The 21,263-nt window shown below is 51.3% G+C and carries 15 protein-coding genes, 2 tRNA genes and 2 pseudogenes; 7 read left to right on the forward strand and 12 right to left on the reverse strand.

Features of this window, described 5'->3' with window-relative positions:
* Window positions 1-222 precede the first annotated feature (222 nt).
* Window positions 223-1,281, reverse strand: coding sequence for a DNA polymerase IV (gene dinB / locus ACRPFF_RS09100; protein WP_432674463.1), 1,059 nt, complete (start codon window positions 1,279-1,281; stop codon window positions 223-225).
* 143 nt (window positions 1,282-1,424) lie between these two features.
* The gene (locus tag ACRPFF_RS09105) at window positions 1,425-4,514 is read right to left on the reverse strand and encodes a TonB-dependent siderophore receptor (RefSeq protein ID WP_432674464.1); all 3,090 of its coding nucleotides are present in this window, start codon (window positions 4,512-4,514) and stop codon (window positions 1,425-1,427) included.
* A 273-nt stretch (window positions 4,515-4,787) separates the two neighbouring features.
* On the opposite strand from ACRPFF_RS09105, the gene ACRPFF_RS09110 reads away from it, so the two are divergent.
* On the forward strand, window positions 4,788-5,567 hold the full coding sequence (locus tag ACRPFF_RS09110; RefSeq protein ID WP_432674465.1) for a ferredoxin--NADP reductase: 780 nt from the start codon (window positions 4,788-4,790) through the stop codon (window positions 5,565-5,567).
* 210 nt (window positions 5,568-5,777) lie between these two features.
* Here the strand turns inward: ACRPFF_RS09110 and ACRPFF_RS09115 are convergent, their stop codons facing one another.
* Complete coding sequence (locus tag ACRPFF_RS09115) at window positions 5,778-7,163, reverse strand: 3'-5' exonuclease (protein ID WP_432674466.1); 1,386 nt, start codon at window positions 7,161-7,163, stop codon at window positions 5,778-5,780.
* Between the two features lie 117 nt (window positions 7,164-7,280).
* On the opposite strand from ACRPFF_RS09115, the gene ACRPFF_RS09120 reads away from it, so the two are divergent.
* Window positions 7,281-7,357: transfer RNA gene (locus ACRPFF_RS09120), tRNA-Arg, on the forward strand.
* Window positions 7,358-7,374: 17 nt separating this feature from the next.
* A tRNA-Glu gene (locus ACRPFF_RS09125) sits at window positions 7,375-7,449 on the forward strand.
* Between the two features lie 174 nt (window positions 7,450-7,623).
* Here the strand turns inward: ACRPFF_RS09125 and ACRPFF_RS09130 are convergent.
* The gene (locus ACRPFF_RS09130; protein ID WP_003712388.1) at window positions 7,624-7,965 is read right to left on the reverse strand and encodes a hypothetical protein; all 342 of its coding nucleotides are present in this window, start codon (window positions 7,963-7,965) and stop codon (window positions 7,624-7,626) included.
* Between the two features lie 493 nt (window positions 7,966-8,458).
* Here ACRPFF_RS09130 and ACRPFF_RS09135 point away from each other — a divergent pair, with 493 nt between their 5' ends.
* Window positions 8,459-9,634, forward strand: coding sequence for an NAD(P)H-dependent flavin oxidoreductase (locus tag ACRPFF_RS09135; RefSeq protein ID WP_118819655.1), 1,176 nt, complete (start codon window positions 8,459-8,461; stop codon window positions 9,632-9,634).
* Window positions 9,635-9,975: 341 nt separating this feature from the next.
* Here the strand turns inward: ACRPFF_RS09135 and ACRPFF_RS09140 are convergent, their stop codons facing one another.
* Window positions 9,976-10,524, reverse strand: coding sequence for a FixH family protein (locus ACRPFF_RS09140; RefSeq protein ID WP_107863110.1), 549 nt, complete (start codon window positions 10,522-10,524; stop codon window positions 9,976-9,978).
* A 2-nt stretch (window positions 10,525-10,526) separates the two neighbouring features.
* The gene (ccoG, locus tag ACRPFF_RS09145) at window positions 10,527-12,023 is read right to left on the reverse strand and encodes a cytochrome c oxidase accessory protein CcoG (protein WP_432674467.1); all 1,497 of its coding nucleotides are present in this window, start codon (window positions 12,021-12,023) and stop codon (window positions 10,527-10,529) included.
* A 555-nt stretch (window positions 12,024-12,578) separates the two neighbouring features.
* On the opposite strand from ccoG, the gene tkt reads away from it, so the two are divergent.
* Entirely contained in the window at window positions 12,579-14,558 is a 1,980-nt protein-coding gene (gene tkt, locus ACRPFF_RS09150) for a transketolase (RefSeq protein ID WP_432674468.1), read from the forward strand.
* Window positions 14,559-14,706: 148 nt separating this feature from the next.
* Complete coding sequence (fumC, locus tag ACRPFF_RS09155) at window positions 14,707-16,095, forward strand: class II fumarate hydratase (protein ID WP_432674469.1); 1,389 nt, start codon at window positions 14,707-14,709, stop codon at window positions 16,093-16,095.
* Between the two features lie 76 nt (window positions 16,096-16,171).
* Here fumC and ACRPFF_RS09160 read toward each other — a convergent pair whose 3' ends face one another.
* From ACRPFF_RS09160 to yjgA, 4 genes and pseudogenes are all read right to left on the reverse strand, one after another.
* A complete protein-coding gene (locus tag ACRPFF_RS09160; RefSeq protein ID WP_411712377.1) occupies window positions 16,172-17,095 on the reverse strand; it encodes a DMT family transporter in 924 nt (307 codons plus the stop codon).
* Between the two features lie 62 nt (window positions 17,096-17,157).
* Window positions 17,158-18,858 (reverse strand): single-stranded-DNA-specific exonuclease RecJ, encoded by a 1,701-nt coding sequence (gene recJ / locus ACRPFF_RS09165; protein ID WP_432674470.1) that lies wholly within the window; start codon window positions 18,856-18,858, stop codon window positions 17,158-17,160.
* Between the two features lie 68 nt (window positions 18,859-18,926).
* The gene (locus ACRPFF_RS09170; RefSeq protein WP_411712379.1) at window positions 18,927-19,640 is read right to left on the reverse strand and encodes a hypothetical protein; all 714 of its coding nucleotides are present in this window, start codon (window positions 19,638-19,640) and stop codon (window positions 18,927-18,929) included.
* A 46-nt stretch (window positions 19,641-19,686) separates the two neighbouring features.
* A pseudogene (yjgA, locus tag ACRPFF_RS09175) lies at window positions 19,687-20,091 on the reverse strand (ribosome biogenesis factor YjgA); the annotation flags it as partial.
* Between the two features lie 398 nt (window positions 20,092-20,489).
* Here yjgA and ACRPFF_RS09180 point away from each other — a divergent pair.
* Window positions 20,490-20,708 (forward strand): hypothetical protein, encoded by a 219-nt coding sequence (locus ACRPFF_RS09180; RefSeq protein WP_003691731.1) that lies wholly within the window; start codon window positions 20,490-20,492, stop codon window positions 20,706-20,708.
* Window positions 20,709-20,724: 16 nt separating this feature from the next.
* On the opposite strand, the gene ACRPFF_RS09185 is transcribed toward ACRPFF_RS09180, so the two are convergent.
* Window positions 20,725-21,084, reverse strand: a complete 360-nt coding sequence (locus ACRPFF_RS09185) for a hypothetical protein (protein ID WP_003691733.1) — start codon at window positions 21,082-21,084, stop codon at window positions 20,725-20,727.
* A gap of 51 nt (window positions 21,085-21,135) precedes the next feature.
* Window positions 21,136-21,263, reverse strand: a pseudogene (locus ACRPFF_RS09190) (type IV pilus assembly protein FimV); the annotation flags it as partial.

Below are 21,263 nucleotides of genomic sequence, written 5' to 3' on the forward strand. Positions count from 1 at the left end.
GTATAGTGGATTAACAAAAACCAGTACGGCGTTGCCTCGCCTTAGCTCAAAGAGAACGATTCTCTAAGGTGCTGAAGCACCAAGTGAATCGGTTCCGTACTATTTGTACTGTCTGCGGCTTCGTCGCCTTGTCCTGATTTTTGTTAACCCACTATAAAGCAGCCATGCCGTCTGGAAACCGTTCAGACGGCATGTTTTTTTTCGACAGCGTGGTAAATCGGTTTACGCCCACAAGCCCTGCTGTTGGTTTTTCGGCACAAGGCGGCCGACACCGATACCGATGAGGCGGAACGCGTCTTCCGTCTGCGGCGGGACGCGCGCCATCAACATTTGCGCAGCCTGCAGCAGAGCTGCGCAGTCGGGCAATACGGAGGAATAAGTCAGCGTGCGCGTGATGATGCGGAAATCGTAGGTCTTCAGCTTGAGCGTTACGCTTTGGGCTTCGACGTTTTTGCGCGTGATTTGCCGCCACAGGTCTTCGGCAAGATGGGGCAGGTGTCCGGCAGCCTGCTCGAGCGGCAGGTCTTCGGGCAGGGTGATTTCTGTGGAGATTTGGAGGCGTTCGCGTTCGGCTTTGACGGGGCGTTCGTCCGTACCGCGCGCCAAATCATAGAGGCGGTAGCCGTAGCGTCCGAAATGGTTTAAGAGCTCGCCGCGCTCGAAACGGCGCAAGTCGCCCGCCGTCTGCATACCCAGCGACTGCATTCTTTTCAGCGTTACCTTGCCCACTCCGGGGATTTTGCCCAAAGGCAGGGTTTCCAAAAATGCCATGACTTTGTGCGGCGGCAACACAAACTGCCCGTTTGGCTTGCGCCAGTCCGACGCGATTTTCGCCAGAAATTTGTTCGGCGCGATGCCTGCGGATGCGGTCAAACCCGTTTCCGCAAAAATGGCGGCACGGATTTCTTTGGCAACTTCGCTGGCGTAAGGGATGTTTTTGAAATTACGGGTAACGTCAAGATAGGCTTCGTCCAGCGACAGGGGTTCGATTAAATCGGTATAACGTCTGAATACGGCATGAATCTGCGCGGAAACCTGACGGTACAAATCAAAATGCGGCGGCACATACACCGCTTGCGGACACAGCCTTTTCGCCGTTGCCACCGACATCGCGGAATGCAGCCCAAACTGCCGTGCCTCATACGATGCGGCGCAAATCACCGAACGAGCACCCTCCCACGCCACGACCACGGGTAGTCCTTTCAAATGCGGCTGCTCGCGCAGTTCTACCGATGCGTAGAACGCGTCCATGTCGATGTGGATGATTTTGCGTGAAGACATCGGCTCTGCTGAGGAGAAAAGGGATATTCTACTGCCGGCATCGGGCAAATTCCAAATATACGCCCCGATAAGCCTGCCTCCATAAAAATGCCGTCTGAAACATACCCTGTTTCAGACGGCATCCGCAAAACTACGGTTTTCAATTAAAACTGCCAATCCAGTTTCATGCTGACAGTGCGCGGCTCTCCATAGAAGTTGTTTGCGCCGCGCGTACGGTTGTAGTTGTTCTCAAAATAAGTGCGTCCGTTTAAGTTCGTACCGATGAGGCTCAATTTGGCGTGTTTGCCCAATTCGTAACGGACGAAACCGTCTATCAGCCCGTAGCCGCCCTGCCTGATGTTATACAGACTGCTTGTGCCGCTTTGTGCGGACACGCCGCCGCCGACGGTCAGCCCCGTATTCGGTATATGGAAGCTCGTTCCGAAACGGAATATGTGCACGGGTGTGAAATTGCTGAAGTTGTACGGGTCTGCGCCTGTGTTTTTGGCGAGGCGTTCGGCATTGACTTCGGCGGCGTTTTTGTAGCGGCTCTTGTTGTAGGTGTAGCCCGCAAAGACTTTCCAATCTTCGTTCAACTCGCCCGACAGCTCGAATTCCGCACCCCTGCTGACCACTTTGCCTATCGGTTTAGCAACGGTTTGGAACGACCCCTGCTTGCCGCCTGCTCCGGGAACATAGCCAAAATCGACGACCGTGCGGTTTTTCTGTTCGAGGTAAAACAATGCGAACGAAGCATTCAGCCGTCCTTGCAAGAACGCGCCTTTCCAGCCTACCTCATAGTTTGTGCCGACCAAAGGCGGCAAAACGGTTTTGGCACTGACATCGACATTATCCTGCTGTTTGAAGATTTTGGTATAACTTCCGTAAATACTCTGTTGCGGTGTCAAATCATAGGTAATGCCTGCATAGGGCGTCAATTTATGACCTTGCATCTTGGCCGTGTAATGGTCCTGATCCGCCTTAATGCTCGATGCCGTCTGAAAATCGCTTGCCGGCTGCCCATAGCGGACAGGCATATCTTTGGTTTGCGAGGTCTCATAGCGCGTGTAGTGCAGCCCGCCCAAAAGATGCAGTCGGCCGGTTACGTTGAAACGCGTGCTGGCAGTCAGCGAATGGGTTTTGTTGGTGTTGAGGTATTTGGCGTAGTTATACAGCGCAGGAACATGATCGTCAGCCACTTTGACGGTTTTCCAAACCGGCACCGTACCGGAAAAACCGGTAAAGGCGGGCGTGCCGTCGGGATTGGTCTCCTGAATCTTATTGCCTTTTTCGTCCAGTTCATATACATCGACATATACTGGCGTCCGGCTGCCGCTGTATTCGTCATAGTAATACACCTGCTTGCCTTCGGCATCGAGCTTGGGCTCGGTTTTTATTTTCTTGGCGTTCCTGCATTCTTCGGCATAAACGGTACGGTTGCCTTTTTCATCGTACGCCTGCCAATCGGGTTCTTTATGCCCCCTGACCAAAGGAGATGACAAATCGCCGTCCGGCTCTTCCTGACAACTTCCCGCATACACGCCGTGCGTTGCCCCCGTATTCGGACGTACTCTGTGGCGGCGTTCGTAGATTTCCAGATATTCGGAACGTATCTTTTCATCGCCGTAGGCATAGCCGACAAAGAAATCGTGTTCCCGCCCAAACAGCCCGTATGTGCCGGTCAGGTCAAGTTTGATTCCCCATTGGCGGTCGTCTTTGGTATACCGCAACGGCATATAACTGTATCGTCGGTTGGCGGTAGCCTTACGATTAAAGGAAGAGTCATACAGGCTGTTTGGAAAACGTTGTGCCGCATTATTAAAGATGCCCTCCTTCGCAAGGGCTTTATCGACAAATTCCGCCTTGTCGGCATCAACGCCCGGATCCCCCCAAGAACCTTGACAGATAAAGTCCAGCGCGAAAGGGTCACTCATACACTTGTCAAAACCGGCTTTGCGTTCTGCGGCACGGCGGCTGCGGTACTGTTCAAAAGCAGTATTATCGAAACGGTTTTTAACAAAATCGGCTTTGCGCTCCCGGTATTCCTTGGCGGTTTCGTCACGATATGCTTTCAGTTTCTCCAATGCCTTATCTTTCGGCTCGAACGGGATGACTTCGTTTTTTTCGGTCAAAAAACCTACCGCATCCTCACCCGACAAACCCGCCGCATGTTCGTTTTTCAGAAAAAACTGCCCCACCTTCGCATCGGATTCATTCTTGGTATAAGACACTTCGGCATTGAGCTGCCAACCGTTGTCAAACACATGTTTGAAACCTGAGAAAAGGTTGTATTTGTCGGCACTCAACCGCGACCAATCCTCCCCCAAATAAGTGTTGCGCGGCAGTTGCAAAGGCCGGTTGCAGGCAGGTGTTGAACTGAACGGGGCAGTTTTCTGATTTTCACAGGGCAAAATAATGCCCGAAAAATCAGGAACCTCCCTACTTTTCTGATACATACCGCCCAAAGTAAGCACACTGCTGTCGCCCGCATCGGCTTCGGCAATGCCGTAAACCATATGTTTCCTGCCCCAAACGCGGTCTTTAAACGATTTTTTATACTCTTCCGCACCCACCAACCTTCCGCGTAAGGTATTCGCCTTATTCAGGCTGCCTGAAACATCCAACACTGCACGCCGGCTGCCGCGATGGTCGGCGGTCAACTCTCCGGTATGTTTGAAAGAAGCGGTAGGTCGCTTACGGATCAAATTGACGGTTCCGCCCGGCTCTGAATTGGATTGGGTCAACCCCGTTGCACCGCGTACAACTTCAATATGGTCATAAACCGCCAAATCGGTACTCGGAGACACATCGATTTTCGCCGTATATCCCGAACGGCCCGCAACATTGACGGTAATACCGTCCTCACCAATCTGATCGATATAGAAACCGCGTGACAAAAACCGCGTCTGCAAGCCTGAATCGCGCACAACGTTGACACCCGTCGTGTTTTTCATTGCCTCTTCAAGCGTATGCACCGCCTTATCGTCAAGGCGGCTGCGCGTGATGACGCTGACCGACTGCGGCGTATCCTTGCCCGCAATCCTCATACCTGTGGCGGTGGACATCCGATCTATCGTATAAGAACGGGTCTTTTCGGTCTTGCCCGACAAAGCATGAGAGCCACGTACATTGACCGTATCCAGACTGACGGTATTGCCGTCTGAAACAGGCACAACACCGTCTGCAAAAGAACCACCGTAAGCCGATAACAGCATAACGGTCAGAATTTTAAGTGAAAAATGATTTTGATTCATAGAGACCTCTGTAATATGCAAGTGTGCAAATCGTCCAAAGGCCCTCACAACTGTTTTGATTTTTTATATTAATTGAAAAAAAGTAATTCTCAATTAAATTTATAGATAGGATTGTATTCCCATTTTGACAAAAAACAAACTGATCCTTACCGTTTATTTCAAAAAACGATAATATTGTATTGAAAAATATCCGAATTTAAATATAGACCGTCAATGCGGAAAAAAACACCCAAATTGGCTATAATCCCGACAAACACACTCAAGGACAACAACATGGCAGCCTCGCCCGAAGCAAAATTCACTGAAGAAAAGATTTTGTGGGTCAAACACCACACGCCGAAACTTATCACTTTCGCCATCAGCCGTCCCGAATCCTACCGTTTTAAAGCCGGACAGTTCTCCCGACTCGGTTTCTACGAAGGGGAAGGCTTTATTTGGCGTGCCTACTCCATCGTTTCCGCAGAATATGCCGACACGCTCGAATATTTTGCCGTACTCATCCAAGACGGCCCCATGTCGGCCCGTTTCGCCAAAATGCAACAGGGCGACACCATCCTGCTCGATAAAAATGCCACCGGCTTCCTCCTGCCCGAACGCTTCCCCGACGGCAAGGATTTGGTGATGCTCTGCACCGGCTCCGGCATCGCCCCCTTCCTTTCCATTCTCGAACAACCCGAAATCCGGCAACGTTTCGATACCGTCAACCTGATACATTCCGTATCTTTTCCCGAAGAATTGATTTTCAACGACCGGCTCGCCGCCCTTTCCGAACACCCTCTGGTCGGCGAATACGGACACTCGTTCCGTTTCATCCCCGTAACCACCCGCGCCGCCAATTCCGACGGATTGGGCGGCAAACGTATTCCCGAACTCTTAAAAAACGGCAGCATCGAACAGGCACTGCATACCAAGTTCACCCCGGAATCCACACGGTTTATGATTTGCGGCAACCCGGAAATGGTCAAAGACACTTTCCAAACGCTGCTCGGTATGGGTTACGCCATGCACCGCAACCGCATTCCCGGTCAAATTATGATGGAAAACGGGTTTTGAAACCCACCCTGCTTGTCCGATGCCTTCGGATGGACGGGCAAACCGACACGGCACGAAAACCGCGTCGGCAAAAATGCCGTCTGAAAAAATTCAGACGGCATCTTCGGACACATTACCTGCAAACGGTAACACATTCCAACCCAAACCGATTAGGCAATCCATACGAACGGCTGTTTACATACTTACCGGCTTTCACCAACCGGTATCGATTTAACCAATTTCCTTAATATTTTTCCTGTCCGTTTTAAACTTCGCCTTAAACGCATCCGGTAAATCTTTATCGAAATACCAAAGCCCGTCATCCATTTCCAATGCGCCGCCCATTCCATGCAGGACGACTTTTTCCCCCGTTAAAGGATCGGTTTCGGTAATTTCCACCTCATGCATTTTTCCCCAATCCAAAACAGGCAACTTGTGTGCAAACGCCAAAACCTGTTCGTCAGAACGGCCGCACGCCTTATCGCATCGGCCTGAAACATATACGGGACAAGGCTCATCCTCTGCATAACCGTCCGGCAGGATACCGGCTGCGGCAGGACACAATCCGTATGTTTCCGCCCACGACGACAAAGCCCGTCCCGCCGCCTTTTTATTGGCAAATAATCCGGTAGGCGGATTGTCCGCCACACCGTTTTTCAAAGCCGCTGTTTTCGCATTCAACATGCCGTCTGAACCTTTTTCAAACCTGACGGTCGTAAATGTTTTCAGCAGATTTTTGGCAGACACATAACAANCCGAATGATAACGCCCGACCAATTCCGCTTTAATCTTATATGCATGCAGGCTGCCCAAAGCGGGAAAAAAACGGACTTCCTCCGTATTGCACCAATCAAACGGAACTTTTCCGGCATCCAATAAAGCCGAAACCTCGCTATATACCCGTTCAAACGTACCGATATAATTTATTGCTCCCCCGCCGTCGAAACAAGCCAGCACCCCCATACCGTCAGGCAAACCGTACAACTGTTCCCTCAACCGTTCGGGCAGCGCGGCAGGCAGCGGTTTCGGATTCATCAAACGGAAACACTGCCTAATCCACTCCTCAACCCCGTGTTCCGACAGGCTGTATTCCAAATAATCACACAATGCCGATACATCCGCCATCGCACGATGCCTGTCTTCCACAACAATCCCCAACCTTTCGATGATACTGTCCAGACTGTGCTTGTAAAATTGCGGATACAGACACCGGGACAACTGCACACTGCACAAAGCAGGCGATGAAAATCCGATACCCGCACGATGAAACTCATGCTTTAAAAACGTATAGTCGAAACGGCTGTTATGTGCAATCAACACACAACCCTTCAATACCGAAAACAACTCGCCGGCAATCTCTGCAAAAACAGGTGCGTCGGCAACCATGCCGTCTGAAATCCCCGTCAGCTCCGCCACAAACTGCGGAATAGGTTTTTTAGGATTAACCAGCCACTCATGCCTCACCACCCTTCCCTGCTCAAACTTGACCAAAGCCACTTCGGTTACCCTGTCTTCATACAGATTGCCGCCAGTCGATTCCAAATCGACCACGGCAACCGGCATTCCAAACCGTAAAAACGCCTTTTCCAGCAAGGGCCAGCGAGAAGCAACAATCATTTTATTCTCTTTAAATTCAAACAACAAACCGATATTTTACACTTTTAAGGCATTTCATCCAACAAAACAATTGACAGAATCCGATGATTGCCCTAAAATTCAAATCTTTCTTGCAGCGCACCCGTAGCTCAGTTGGATAGAGTATCTGGCTACGAACCAGAGGGTCGGGCGTTCGAATCGCTCCGGGTGCGCCAGTAAGAAAATACAATATGCGCCCATCGTCTAGCGGTTAGGACATCGCCCTTTCACGGCGGTAACCGGGGTTCGATTCCCCGTGGGCGTGCCAAATTCCAAATCCCCGAGATTATCCCTCGGGGATTTTTTATTGCCTCGGCAAATCGTTACCATAGTTAAAATTTAACAAGCACTATTTTCACTTTTTATCCTTTCCTACAACTTCGAATTTACGTATCCACATAAATTTATATTTTCTACAATTTCAATACTATCCAATTATTGCTTATTCATTTTTCTTATAGTAACTGGGATATAGAGGGTGTTCAAATAAACCATCATCAATCATTTTCTCAATCTTCGCCGGCAAATCAACTTTATATACTTTGTTATAAATAGCTGTGCTTAAACATTCAAATCCGCCTCCCGAAGAAGCATTACCTAAAAAATTTTGAATTGCTTCTATATCGGGATAATGATCAGGATTATGTAGATAACGCATATATTCCTCTAAAACTCGTCTAATGTATAGAAAGTCTTTCAGGTTCATTGTTATTTTTTCCTTATCAGAAATAGCATCTAATCCATATTCAACGATATCTTTTATACTTGTATATTTTATCATCATCTTTACCTACCCCCTTCATCAGAATCTCAGACGTAATCGAATCATATTCAAACCTTTGCCGTGCAAACCGATATCCCATAACCGGATGCGGTGTCCGTTCAACATTTTACCCGATTGAAACGCCTGATATATTGCACCCCATCAACGTGGCATTACTTTTCTTAACAATCCCCTTTGACAGCAACTGACTAGGCTTTTTTATGCCATCATCAAATTTATAGTGGATTAACTTTAAACCAGTACGGCGTTGCCTCGCCTTGCCGTACTATTTGTACTGTCTGCGGCTTCGTCGCCTTGTCCTGATTTTTGTTAATCCACTATAATATTTTCTTTCCCGATTGAAACAGGCATAACGGCATAAGCCCGAATCCCCGGCTGCTTTTCTGTTTACCACCGTAATATTTAGAGTATAATACCAAATTTGAGCAATGGTTCTAAAACAGTTAGAACCATTTTTCATGAGCCTGACTGATTCGTATACTCGGAGAAACTGATGCAGAATATTTTTGACCCTTTGATTATTCGTGGAAAATCCCTTATCCCCATCGTACAGGGCGGTATGGGGGTCGGTATTTCCGCATCGGGTTTGTCCAGCGCGGTGGCGCGTGAAAACGGTATCGGAACGATTGCCAGTGTGGATTTGCGCCACCTTCACGAAGACCTGCTCGCCGAATCCCAAATCAATCCGAGTGAAGAGAAATATACGTCTTTGAACTGTACCGCATTAGACAGGGAAATCCAAAAAGCCAAGAGTGCTTCAGAGGGAAAAGGGCTGATTGCGGTCAACGTGATGAAGGCGGTCAAAGACCACGCCGCGTATGTCCGCCAGGCTTGCGAATCAGGGGCGGATGCGGTCGTGATGGGTGCCGGCCTGCCTTTAGACCTGCCGGAAATGACCGAGGGCTATCATAAAGATGTGGCCCTGCTGCCGATTCTGTCCGAATCGCGCGGTATTAATATCGTCTTGAAACGTTGGATGAAAAAAGGCATATTGCCCGATGCGATTGTAGTCGAACATCCTGCCCACGCGGCCGGGCATTTGGGCGCGTCAACCGTCGAAGGCGTAAACGATGCCAAGTTCGACTTCAAACGCGTGATTGAGGAAACGTTTGAAGTTTTCAAAAGTTTAGGGCTGGAAAGCGAAAAAATCCCGCTTATTTTGGCAGGCGGTATGGCAAACTTTGAAAAAGTCAAAACCGCCCTAAAGAACTGGGGAGCATCCGCCGTTCAAATCGGTACCGCTTTTGCCGTTACCGAAGAAGGGGACGCGCACCTTAACTTCAAAAAAACGCTTGCCGGTGCGGAAACCGAAAAAGTAGTCGAATTTATGTCTGTTGCCGGTTTGCCGGCGCGCGGCGTGCGTACCAAATTCCTAGACAGCTATATCAGGCGCGAAAGCAAACTTCAGGCAAACGCCAAAGCCGACCCGCGCCGCTGTACCCAAGGTTTAAACTGCCTGACCAGTTGCGGTCTGCGCGACGGGCTTTCCAAAGCAGGACAGTTCTGTATCGACATCCAGCTTGCCGCCGCATTCCGTGGAGAAGTAGATAAAGGCCTGTTCTTTAGAGGTAAAGACCCTCTTCCCTTCGGCAATGCCATCCGCACCGTCCGCGAGACGATACAATATCTGCTGACGGGGAGCGAACCTGTTGCAACGCTCGGACGCTGATGTCAGGTAGGATTTGATTTGCAAACAAAATGCCGTCTGAAGGGCTTTCAGACGGCGTTTTCCAGGTTGTGTTCCGGAATAGTGTCGAAAAAACGGAGAGAAATAAAAACGTTTTTATGTAAACAAAACGCCTTCCGCATTGTGTCGGGCATACAACACAAATGCCGTCTGAAGCCCTTCAGACGGCATTTTTCAGGCTGTGTTTCAGAATGGTGTTAAAAAATAAACGGGATGAGCTGCATTTATTTTCGTCCGATAAATCAGACCATCACGCCGAATAATCAAACAATGCCTGCCCGACATTGCATATAACAAACCAATGCAATGAAAACACGGCTTTTTTATTTGCTTCCGGCATTATTGAAAAGTTTGTCCATCGGGGTCAGATCGACCGCATTGCCTTGGCTGGTAATCCATTTGTTTTCCACGCGCCACACGCCTGCCGCGTCCTCCACGCGCACATACCAGTGGTTGGTCGGCGGAAGGGTTTTGAACACCGCCTCATATTCCGCCCTGCCGTTCTGCGCACTACCGACAGGCTTAAGGTTTACGGTTTGATCGTCCGCCTTGCGAGTCGGATGCATCAACAGCAGCTTCAACGGTTGATTTCCGTCAAATTCGCCGCTGACGAACACCTTTGCCGCATTCATATCGGGGGAAATGAGGACCTGCACCCCGATATGCCGTCTGACGGCTTCTTCATCCCGATGAAGCTGGATGTCGATATGCTTGCCGTCCTTATAATAATCGTCCGTAACCAAATCTGTCGCGTGCTGCTGTGCGACAAAAAACATGGCGACGCTGGCGATGACGACAAAAATCGGACCCGCCATCAAGACCCACGGCCAGACGTGTTTGTACCAAGGCTTGATTGGATTGTTTTGAGACACGGTTATTCTCCGATAAAGGTTGCGTCTTCTTCCAAAACAACCGGCTTGCCGTCTGATGCACCGCTTTCCCGGTATTGGAAGATAAACTCGATAGGATGACTGCCTTTGTCCGCGTATTCCGGAATGGTAGACACTTGTACAGGAAGGGTTACTGTTTCACGCGGAGCCACTTTTATACCGCCTTCAGGCAGCCCGGTCAGGGCTATTTCGTCAAATCCTTTGACACTTGCGGTAATCAGCTGTTCTTTTTCGCTGTTGTTGATGATACGCAGGCTATATGCGTTTTCCAGCCAGCCTTTGGCGTTTTCGCGCACCATTACGCCACGGTCTTTCAAAATATCGACTTCGACCATTTTGCGCGTGGACAAACCGACTAGGAAGGCGGCGATAACCACTGCCAACACCGCGCCGTAACCTGCCACGCGCGGTCTAAGCAGCCGTTTTTTAATGTCTTTTTCGGCATATTCGTGTTCCAGCGCGCTTTCGGTCGTATAACGTATCAAACCGCGCGGATAGCCCATTTTGTCCATAATCTCATCGCACGCGTCGATACAGGCGGCGCAGCCGATACATTGGTATTGCAGACCGTTGCGGATGTCGATACCGACAGGGCAGACTTGGACGCACATCGCACAGTTGATGCAGTCGCCCAAACCCGCCTCTTCCTTGTTGACCGTTTTCTTGCGGGCTCCGCGCGGTTCGCCGCGTTCCGCGTCATAAGAAACAATCAGCGTGTCCTTGTCGAACATCGCGCTTTGGAAACGTGCGTACGGGCACATATGCAGGCATACTTTTTCGCGCATGATGTGGGCGAAGAAGAAGGTCATAAAGCCGTAAAACGCTGCGGCAAACATCGCGCCGCCGCCTGCTCCTCCGTTGAATAAATCGGGAACGAACTGGCGGATGGGGACAAACCAGCCTGCAAACGTGATGCCCGTCCACGCGCAGACAAGGAAAATCAGCAGGTATTTGGTGGCTTTGATGCGGATTTTGGTGAAATTCCACGGCGATTTTTCCAGTTTCAGCCGTTTGTTTCTATCGCCTTCGACCAGGTTGTCAATCCACAGCATAATTTCGGTGTAAACCGTTTGCGGGCAGGAATAGCCGCACCACAGTCGCCCTGCAATCGTCGTCCACCAAAACAGCCCGAAGGCGCAAATCATCAGCAGCAGAGCAAGGTAAATCAAATCGCCCATCCCCAACGACAATCCGAAAATGAAGAAATGCCGTTCGGGGATATTGAAAACGACAGCCTGCCTGCCGCTCCAGTTGAACCACGGAATCACATAAAACACAAACTGGGTCGCCAACACTGCGGCGATACGCAATTTGGCAAACCGCCCTTCCGCTTTTTTCGGATGGATGCGTTCGCCTTCGGGATGGATTTGAATCACGCTGGCACGCGGATCAAACGTTTTTTTCACTTTCGGTGCGGCTTTTGTTTTTTCGGACGGGCTGTGCTCGGGTTCCGGATTACCGGCTTGATTTTCCGTGGTCATGCTACGTTCCTTGATTTTTGATTAATGGTTTGTCCGTCGTGGCTACTGTTTTCTTTTCAGACGGCATTTTGCTTTTTTTGATGTCTTTACGTTTTGATATTTCCAGAAAATATATTTTTCTCAAAATACACTCTTGCTATTGTACAACTTTATGCACTTATTGATACGCAAAAAGATAAATATCCGAACAATACCGCCCCAAATGCACCTCCCCTTCACGGACAAAGCCATATATGCTGAAAACTTCCTTATTTGAATATAATTAAAAAACAACGGGTAAGAAATAAATAGGCAAATGACTGCAAAAAACGTCGATACCCCATCATAAACAAACACTATTTATTTAATAAATAATTTGTAACACTTTGTTTTCAAAAGTATAGAAACACCTTTCACATCCAAGCTGAAACCGATATCCCGATACCCGGAGCATATATCCTTCCGGCACAGCCGTACCGCCCGCTTCTCCTTTTCTTGAAAGCATATACGAATCGGGCGATAATCAACGCCGTCTGACCATCCACTTATCCAAAACACCAGCAAGGAAAATACAAAATGTCTCAACTGGCAAACGCAATCCGCTTCCTCTCGGCCGATGCCGTTCAAAAAGCCAATTCCGGCCACCCCGGCGCGCCTATGGGCATGGCGGAAATGGCCGAAGTATTGTGGACGAAATTCCTGCATCACAATCCCGCCAACCCCAAATTCTACAACCGCGACCGCTTCATCCTCTCCAACGGCCACGCGTCCATGCTGTTGTACAGCCTGCTGCACCTGACCGGCTACAACCTGAGCATTGAAGACCTGAAAAACTTCCGCCAGCTGCACAGCAAAACCCCCGGCCACCCCGAATACGGCTACACCGACGGCGTGGAAACCACGACCGGCCCGTTAGGGCAAGGGATTGCCAACGCGGTGGGTATGGCATTGGCGGAAAAAATCCTTGCCGCCGAGTTTAATAAAGACGGTTTGAACATCGTCGATCACTACACCTACGTCTTCATGGGCGACGGCTGCCTGATGGAAGGCGTATCGCACGAAGCCTGTTCGCTCGCCGGCACATTAGGCTTGGGCAAACTGATTGTTTTATATGATGACAACAATATTTCCATCGACGGCAAAGTGGACGGCTGGTTTACCGAAAACATCCCGCAACGCTTTGAAAGCTACGGCTGGCATGTCGTTCCCAACGTAAACGGCCACGACACCGCCGCCATTCAGACGGCCATCGAAGCCGCACGTGCCGAAACCGGCAAACCGTCCATCATCTGCTGCAAAACCTTAATCGGCAAAGGCAGTGCCAACAAAGAAGGCAGCCACAAAACCCATGGCGCACCTTTGGGTGCGGATGAAATCGAAGCCACGCGCAAACATTTGGGCTGGACTTACCCTGCCTTTGAAATCCCGCAAGAAATTTACGACGCATGGAGCGCGAAAGAACAAGGCGCGAAACTGGAAGCCGAATGGAACGAACTGTTCGCGCAATACCAAACCAAATATCCTGCCGAAGCCGCAGAATTCGTGCGCCGCATGGATAAAAAACTGCCGGACAATTTCGACACCTACGTTCAGACGGCATTGAAAGAAGTGTGCGCCAAAGCCGAAACCATCGCTACCCGCAAAGCCAGCCAAAACAGCATCGAAATCTTGGCAAAAGAGCTGCCCGAACTGGTGGGCGGTTCTGCCGACCTGACCCCGTCCAACCTGACCGACTGGTCAAACAGCGTCTCCGTTACCCGCGACAAAGGCGGCAACTACATCCACTACGGCGTGCGCGAGTTCGGTATGGGCGCGATTATNAACGGCTTGGTATTGCACGGCGGCGTGAAACCCTTCGGCGCAACTTTCCTGATGTTCAGCGAATACGAACGCAACGCCTTGCGCATGGCGGCACTGATGAAAATCAACCCTGTATTTGTGTTCACCCACGATTCCATCGGTTTGGGCGAAGACGGCCCGACCCATCAACCCATCGAGCAAACCGCCACCCTGCGCCTGATTCCGAATATGGACGTATGGCGGCCGTGCGACACCGCCGAATCTCTGGTCGCTTGGGCAGAAGCCGTCAAAGCCGCCGATCACCCGTCCTGCCTGATTTTCAGCCGTCAAAACCTGAAATTCCAAGCACGCAGCGAGCAACAACTGAACGACATCAAACGCGGTGGCTACGTCATCAGCGAAGCCCAAGGCAACGCCCAAGCCGTCATCATTGCTACCGGTTCCGAAGTCGAGCTGGCTTTGGAAGCGCAAAAAGCCCTCGCCGCACAAAACATCGCCGTGCGCGTCGTTTCCATGCCGTCCACCAACGTATTCGACCGCCAAGACGCCGCCTATCAAGCCGCCATCCTGCCCGAAGGCCTGCCGCGCATCGCCGTAGAAGCCGGACACGCCGACGGCTGGTACAAATACGTCGGTCTGAACGGCGCAGTCGTCGGCATCAACCGCTTCGGCGAATCCGCCCCTGCCGACTTACTCTTCAAAGAGTTCGGCTTTACCGTGGACAATGTGGTCGATACTGTGAAATCAGTGCTGTAACCCCACACCTAAACAAATGCCGTCTGAAACCAATTAGGGCTTCAGACGGCATTTTTATATTCTCGCTGCCATGATGCTTTCTCATCCCACCAATCTCCATTATAATATTTGCGAATCACTCTTATTCACATTTAAAAAGGAGAAACGCATGAGCACCCGTACCGAGCACGACACCATGGGCAATGTCGAAGTCCCGTCCGAAGCCTATTGGGGTGCGCAGACCCAGCGCAGCCGCAACAATTTCAAAATCGGCGGCGAAACCCTGCCGCAGCCGTTGATTTACGCTTTGGCGCTGGTGAAAAAAGCCGCTGCCGCCACCAATGTTTCCCTCGGCAGGATTAAGCCCGAACAGGCGGATTTGATTACGCAGGCGGCAGATGATGTTTTGAACGGCAAGCTCGACGGGCAATTCCCCTTAGTGGTTTGGCAGACCGGTTCCGGTACGCAGTCCAATATGAACATGAACGAAGTGCTGGCAAACCGCGCCAACGAAATCGCCGGTACGGGTTTGGCGGCGTACCAGCCCGTCCATCCCAATGACCATGTGAACCACGCGCAATCGACCAACGACGCGTTTCCGACCGCCATCCACGTCGCCGCCGCGATTGAAATCAACCGCCACCTTATTCCAGCAGTAAAAGCCCTGCGCGACACATTGGACAAAAAAGCCCAAGCTTTCGCCCCCATCGTCAAAATCGGCCGCACACATTTGCAAGACGCAACGCCGCTGACTTTGGGACAAGAATTTTCCGGCTACGTTTCCCAGCTCGACCACGGACTAGGCCGTCTGAACGACGCACTGAAAGGTTTATACGAACTCGCCTTGGGCGGTACGGCGGTCGGCACGGGTTTGAACAGCCATCCCGAATACGCCGAAAAAGCCGCCGCCAAACTCGCCGAACTGTCCGGCCTGCCGTTTGTCAGCGCGCCGAACAAATTTGAAGCCTTGGGCGGACGCGATGCCGCCGTTACCGCTTCGGGCGCATTGAAAACGCTGGCGGCAAGCCTGAACAAAATCGCCAACGACATCCGCTGGCTGGCAAGCGGCCCGCGCTGCGGTTTGGGCGAAATCAAAATCCCCGAAAACGAGCCGGGTTCGTCCATCATGCCGGGCAAAGTCAACCCGACCCAATGCGAAGCGATGACCATGGTGTGCTGTCAAGTGTTCGGCAACGACGTTACCATCGGCATGGCGGGCGCGTCGGGCAATTTCGAGCTGAACGTCTATATGCCCGTTATCGCCTACAACCTCTTGCAATCCATCCGCCTCTTGGGCGACGCGTGCAACAGCTTCAACGAAAACTGCGCCGCCGGCATCGAACCCGTACCGGAAAAAATCGACTATTTCCTGCACCATTCCCTGATGCTGGTTACTGCGTTAAACCGTAAAATCGGCTACGAAAACGCTGCCAAGGTCGCCAAAACCGCCTACAAAAACGACAAATCGCTGCGCGAAACCGCCGTTGAGTTGGGCTTGCTGACGGGCGAAGAGTTTGATGAGTTGGTCGTTCCTGCCGATATGGTTCATCCGCGCTAATCTTTCCCTCAAATAAAATGCCGTCTGAAACCTCGTTCAGACGGCATTTTCCGTGATAAGCACACTATCGTATACATTACCGGTACTTAAACAGCCTGTCTCCGACTGCCGCCATGACCGCACCCCCTACCACGACGAAAGCACCGGCATAAGCCAAACCATTCATATCCGGTGCGGAAAAAATATCAGGCATAAGATGGTGTCCGAGTATGGAAAACATCATGGTAAAGACAGGAATCAGGGTCGTAACCACACTGACTTTGGAAGCCTCCCAGTGTTTCAATGCCTCGCCGAACGAACCGTAACCGATCAACGTATTCATGCAGCAATAAGCAAAGAATGCCCATGCCGCCACGCCCTTCAAACTGCCTATGTTCGCCGGTTCGGCAAAAGGCAGGAGCACGGCGGCACTTGCCGCATAAATCAGCATCAAAATCTGTTGCGAGCTGAATTGTACCGACAACAGCTTCTGTGCCACGCCGTAGCATACCCAAACCATACTGCCTGCCGCGCACAGCAACACGCCTTGCGCATACGCGCCCAAACCCGACAATTCTCCCAATTTATCGTTGAAAAACATAAATAAACCGATTAGCAGCAAAACCAAACCGATTTTCTGTGCGGCAGTCATCCTGTCTTTGAACAGCACCACGCCGACAAAAATCATGGTAAACGGCGAAAGCTGCCACAGAACCTGCGTCGTGGTCGGCGAAATATAATGCAGGCCTTGGGCTATCAGCACAAAGTTTGCCGAAATGCCGGCCACACCGAGCAATAACAGCCTAAACGTCCGCCAAGAAAAATCCTGCCGCTTCGGCAGCCTCCCCGCCGCAGCCAAAAAAAACAGCAGCACGGATGCCGCCACGGTAAAGCGTATCCACACCAATGTCGGCGCATCAATGAATTTCAGTACCTGCTGCGCGGCAATGGGCAGCGTCCCCCAAGTTGCCGTAGCCAAAAGTGCCAACAAAAAACCCAAAGCAGGTCTTTGGTTTTCCATATTTGTTTTTCCTCTGTTTACCCGATGCCGTCTGAAAGCCCTTTTCAGACGGCATCAACTGCTTACGCGGCTTCCCAGTAGTCGATATAAAGCTGCAATTCGAGATTGTTGCGCCATTCGTTGGCCACGGGGCGGTAAACCGTGCGGATGTATTCGGGGATGTCTTCGCTGCAACGCCAAAACATGGCTTCAAATTCGCAGCCGTCTTTTTGCAGCCACGCTTTTTTGTGTTTTCCCTCCGCGCCCAAAGGCTGCTGGCGGACGACGTGAAATTCGTCGGTAAAACTCGGCGGCGCGAAGCCTTGTCCCCAAACGTGGCGGGCGAGGTTTTGCGCCTGTTCCAACGTGATGTCGCGTGCAGGCAGGCTGCCGTCGGTGATGAAGGTTTGCGACAAATCGTCTTCGCACACCATCTCGCGCACGGCTTCTTCAAAGGCCGTCTGAAACGCGGGGATATTATGTTCGAGTATGCTCAAACCCGCCGCCATCGCATGTCCGCCGAATTTCAAAATCAAATCGGGATGGCGTTTGGACACCAAGTCCAAAGCATCGCGCAGGTGCAAATTGGGAATGGAACGTCCCGAACCGCGCACTTCGCCGTTGTCGGCTGGGGCGAACACGATGGTCGGACGATAAAAACGGTCTTTGAGGCGGCTGGCAACGATGCCGACCACGCCTTGATGAAAATCGTCGCGATACGCCACCAAAGTCGTCTGCCCTGAAGGTAGGGTTTCGGGAAAATCATTCAGCGCGTCTTGCAGCATAGACTGCTCGATTTCGCGGCGCTCGATGTTGAGGTTGTTCAACTGCGCCGCCAGTTCCTGCGCTTCCGCATCGTCTCGCGCCAACAGGCAGGCGATGCCGACCGACATATCGTCCAACCGTCCGGCGGCATTGATGCGCGGCCCCAACGCAAAGCCCATATCAAACGGCTGAGCCTTGCGCCAATCCCGTCGCGCCACTTCAAACAAGGCGCGGATACCGGGGCGCATTTTGCCCAAACGCATCCGTTTCAAACCTTGCGACACGAGGATACGGTTGTTGTGATCGAGGGAGACGACGTCGGCGACGGTACCGAGTGCGACCAAATCCAAAAGGTCGCCCAGATTCGGCTCTTTTAGGCCGTCTGAAAAATAATTACGGCGGCGCAGTTCGGCACGCAAAGCCATCAGTACATAAAAAATCACGCCCACGCCCGCCAAACTTTTGCTTTGGAAGCCGCAGCCTTTTTGGTTCGGATTGACGATGATGCAGTCGGGCACAGCCTCGGCAGGCAGATGGTGGTCGGTCACAATCACATCCAAACCCAATTCCTGCGCACGCGCCACGCCTGCGATGCTGGCGATACCGTTATCGACCGTAATCAGCAAATCCACACCTTGCTCTGCCGCGATTTCAGCCAGCTCGGGCGTTAAGCCGTAGCCGTGTTCAAAGCGGTTGGGCACAAGAAAATCCACTTTCGCCCCCATCGCCGCCAAACCGCTCATACCGACGGAACACGCCGTCGCGCCGTCGGCATCATAGTCGGCGACAATCAGGATTTTTTCCTGACGCTCAACCGCATCCGCCAAACGTCCGGCGGCGGCTTCGCAGTTTGTCAGCGTTTGATAAGGCAGGAGAGAAGCGAGTTTGTCGTCCAATTCGGCAGGACTTTGCACACCGCGCGAGGCACAAAGCCGGGCGATTAAAGGATCGGCACCGGCGGTGAGCAAATGATTAAAAACGTCGGTATTGACGGATCGGGTTTGGATTTTGGCTGACATGACGAAGTTTTTTCAAGATATGATAAGGCTGAAATGCCGTCTGAAGGCTTTTCAGACGGCATTGCCGTTCATTTGCGGGCGGCATCCACGACCGCACCCAGAGCCGCCGCAGGCAAAGCCAGTACCGCGCCCGCCGCATCCAGTATTAAAAAGGGAGGCGTATATAAGATATTTTCAAACAGCTTAAATTTGTCGGTATGTTTTTCCGTAACCGTGTAATAAATATCGGCAGGCACACTTTGCTCAAAATGATAATCGGCGTTCAGTTTTTGCGGCGTGGCGTAGTATTTGCCTTTGGCGGATACGCAGCGCGTGTAAATGGTCCGATTGTCGAGTTCGACCGCTTCAAACTCAAGCTGTTTCAGCTTGGCGATGTCAGCAGGCCTGTCGGTATCGTAGCGCAGGCAAAGGCCTTCGGTACTGAAATTCTGGCTGCCGGGCGCTTCGAGTTTGACCGGCAGGGCTTGGTGGGCAAAGCGCGGGTTGTGCTGAACCATTTGGAAGGGTTTGTCTAACCCAATCTTCAAAATGCCCGTCAGCTTCGCTGAATCTTCAGGATTGACGACGAACCAGTATTTCCCGCCCATCATCACCAGACTGCCCTTTTCCAATTGGGCATTGTCTTTGGCAACCACACCGAAGGCGCGGATTTGGTCTTTGTCAACGTGTTTGTGGGCGGTCGTTTCGCTGAACGGGTCGTTCATGCCCCACATCATTGCCGTACAGCCGTTCAGCATCAAGGCTGCCGCCAAAACGGCGGCGGTCGTTTTACGGAACAACATTTTATCCTCCAATCCGAATAACGGCGGATGCCGTCTGAAAATATGCCTAAGCTTCCCCTGTTCCGCCTTGGCTTTCCATGACGGTTTTCAATTCTTGAAACAGGGCGCGGAAATTTTTTGGCGGTTTGTTTTGCTCCTGCTCTTTTTTGGTATTGCGGATGAGCGTCCTCAGCTTGCCCGCGTCCGCATGCGGAAAATCCGACATAAACTGCGTCAACGCGCCGTCGTCTGCCAACAGCCGTACGCGCGCCTGTTCCACACGTTGCAAAAAGGCATTGTGCGCCGCATCGTCGCCGCGCAGCTTGGCAAGAAACGCCTCGATGGGCGCGGGATCGGTATCGCGCATCAGCCTGCCGATAAATTGTGCCTGGCGTTTGAGCGCGCCGTTGGATGTGATTTTTTTATAGGCGGTTACCGCCTCGTACAAATCCGCATCCAAACCGATTTTTTTATTTAATAAATACTGAACATTTTGATTATTAAAAGAATTTATTTTTGAGATTTCGCAGGCGCAAAAAAAACCGCCTATTAAGGCGGTTGTTTAGGAAAGAATGCCCTCTGCGCGTGTAGGGTATTTCGATACTTGCGTTTATTATATCATATGATATAATAAACTCATAGATTAGGAAATGAAGAAACCCCGTATCAGCCGATACGGGGCAACCTGAAAGAGAAAGGAGGCAATGTGATTAAGAAAATCCTAATCTGTGTGATTTTGTATTTCCTTGCAAGCTCCCCAGCGTGGTAGGGAAATACAAAACAAGTGATTAACGATTAACCATTTGCAGGGCAGTTAAGGAGGCTGCCCTTCCTCTTATCTTTCCCATACTCTACTATAAGGATTTAAAAATGGCAAATTCCAACAGCGGGCATTCTAAAAAATTGCGCGCGGCAACGGCGGCGGCGGCGACAAAGGCAAAACTGGCAAGCGGCGAATACCGGCAGTTTTCAGTGCAGGGGCGTGCCGAAGACGTGGAGCTTATCCTTGCCGCCGTGGAAAAAGCCGGGGGCAGCCGCGTACAGGCTTTGGCAAAGATTTGCAGGCGGTATCTCGAGGGGCTGTCTTAAGGGGGGTAAGACAAGGTTATTTGGGAATATCGGGCAGGATAAAAGGCGGGTGTCTGTCAAAACCGATGATTTTGATAAAGCCGTCGCAAAGGGTATAGTGAAGGATGTAGGCGGATGTCAAATCGCCATACCTGCCGCCGTTGTATTTGGGAATGCCGATGTGATAGTGCCAAAGGTTGTGCCGTTGGGCAAATCGGACTTTTTCCAGCCATTGAGGATCGTCTGCCGGTACGTTGTCGCTGGATTTGTTCCTGCCGGGTAACCCTGATAAGCCGTTCTGTTGGACGTGTGCGATAAATTCCGCAATTTTTCTGCGGTCTTCTTTGGGGTAGTTTTTCAACGCTCTTTTGAAGTCTTCGCCAAGCAGCACCTGCATTTACTGCTCCAACCATTTTTCCAAGTCGTCGGCGCCGTTGAAATGCGGGACGAGGTGTTTCGGACGGATGGCGGCGGCNATCTGTTTGAGCGTTTCGCCTTTGCGGACGGTATGGGTTTTGCCGTTATGCGNCGATTTGACGGCTGCNTTCGCGCTGTCTTNTTTATCGGTTTTGCGGA

It is taken from the genome of Neisseria sp. SLRRB23 (assembly GCF_050896295.1).
Taxonomy (GTDB): domain Bacteria; phylum Pseudomonadota; class Gammaproteobacteria; order Burkholderiales; family Neisseriaceae; genus Neisseria.

Excerpts from the sequence above, each read along its gene's own strand:
- dinB (WP_432674463.1), bottom strand. The coding sequence starts at position 1,281 with ATGTCTTCACGCAAAATCATCCACATCGACATGGACGCGTTCTACGCA.
- ACRPFF_RS09105 (WP_432674464.1), bottom strand. The coding sequence starts at position 4,514 with ATGAATCAAAATCATTTTTCACTTAAAATTCTGACCGTTATGCTGTTA.
- ACRPFF_RS09110 (WP_432674465.1), top strand. The coding sequence starts at position 4,788 with ATGGCAGCCTCGCCCGAAGCAAAATTCACTGAAGAAAAGATTTTGTGG.
- ACRPFF_RS09130 (WP_003712388.1), bottom strand. The coding sequence starts at position 7,965 with ATGATGATAAAATATACAAGTATAAAAGATATCGTTGAATATGGATTA.
- ACRPFF_RS09135 (WP_118819655.1), top strand. The coding sequence starts at position 8,459 with ATGCAGAATATTTTTGACCCTTTGATTATTCGTGGAAAATCCCTTATC.
- ccoG (WP_432674467.1), bottom strand. The coding sequence starts at position 12,023 with ATGACCACGGAAAATCAAGCCGGTAATCCGGAACCCGAGCACAGCCCG.
- fumC (WP_432674469.1), top strand. The coding sequence starts at position 14,707 with ATGAGCACCCGTACCGAGCACGACACCATGGGCAATGTCGAAGTCCCG.
- ACRPFF_RS09160 (WP_411712377.1), bottom strand. The coding sequence starts at position 17,095 with ATGGAAAACCAAAGACCTGCTTTGGGTTTTTTGTTGGCACTTTTGGCT.
- recJ (WP_432674470.1), bottom strand. The coding sequence starts at position 18,858 with ATGTCAGCCAAAATCCAAACCCGATCCGTCAATACCGACGTTTTTAAT.
- ACRPFF_RS09170 (WP_411712379.1), bottom strand. The coding sequence starts at position 19,640 with ATGTTGTTCCGTAAAACGACCGCCGCCGTTTTGGCGGCAGCCTTGATG.
- ACRPFF_RS09180 (WP_003691731.1), top strand. The coding sequence starts at position 20,490 with ATGGCAAATTCCAACAGCGGGCATTCTAAAAAATTGCGCGCGGCAACG.
- ACRPFF_RS09185 (WP_003691733.1), bottom strand. The coding sequence starts at position 21,084 with ATGCAGGTGCTGCTTGGCGAAGACTTCAAAAGAGCGTTGAAAAACTAC.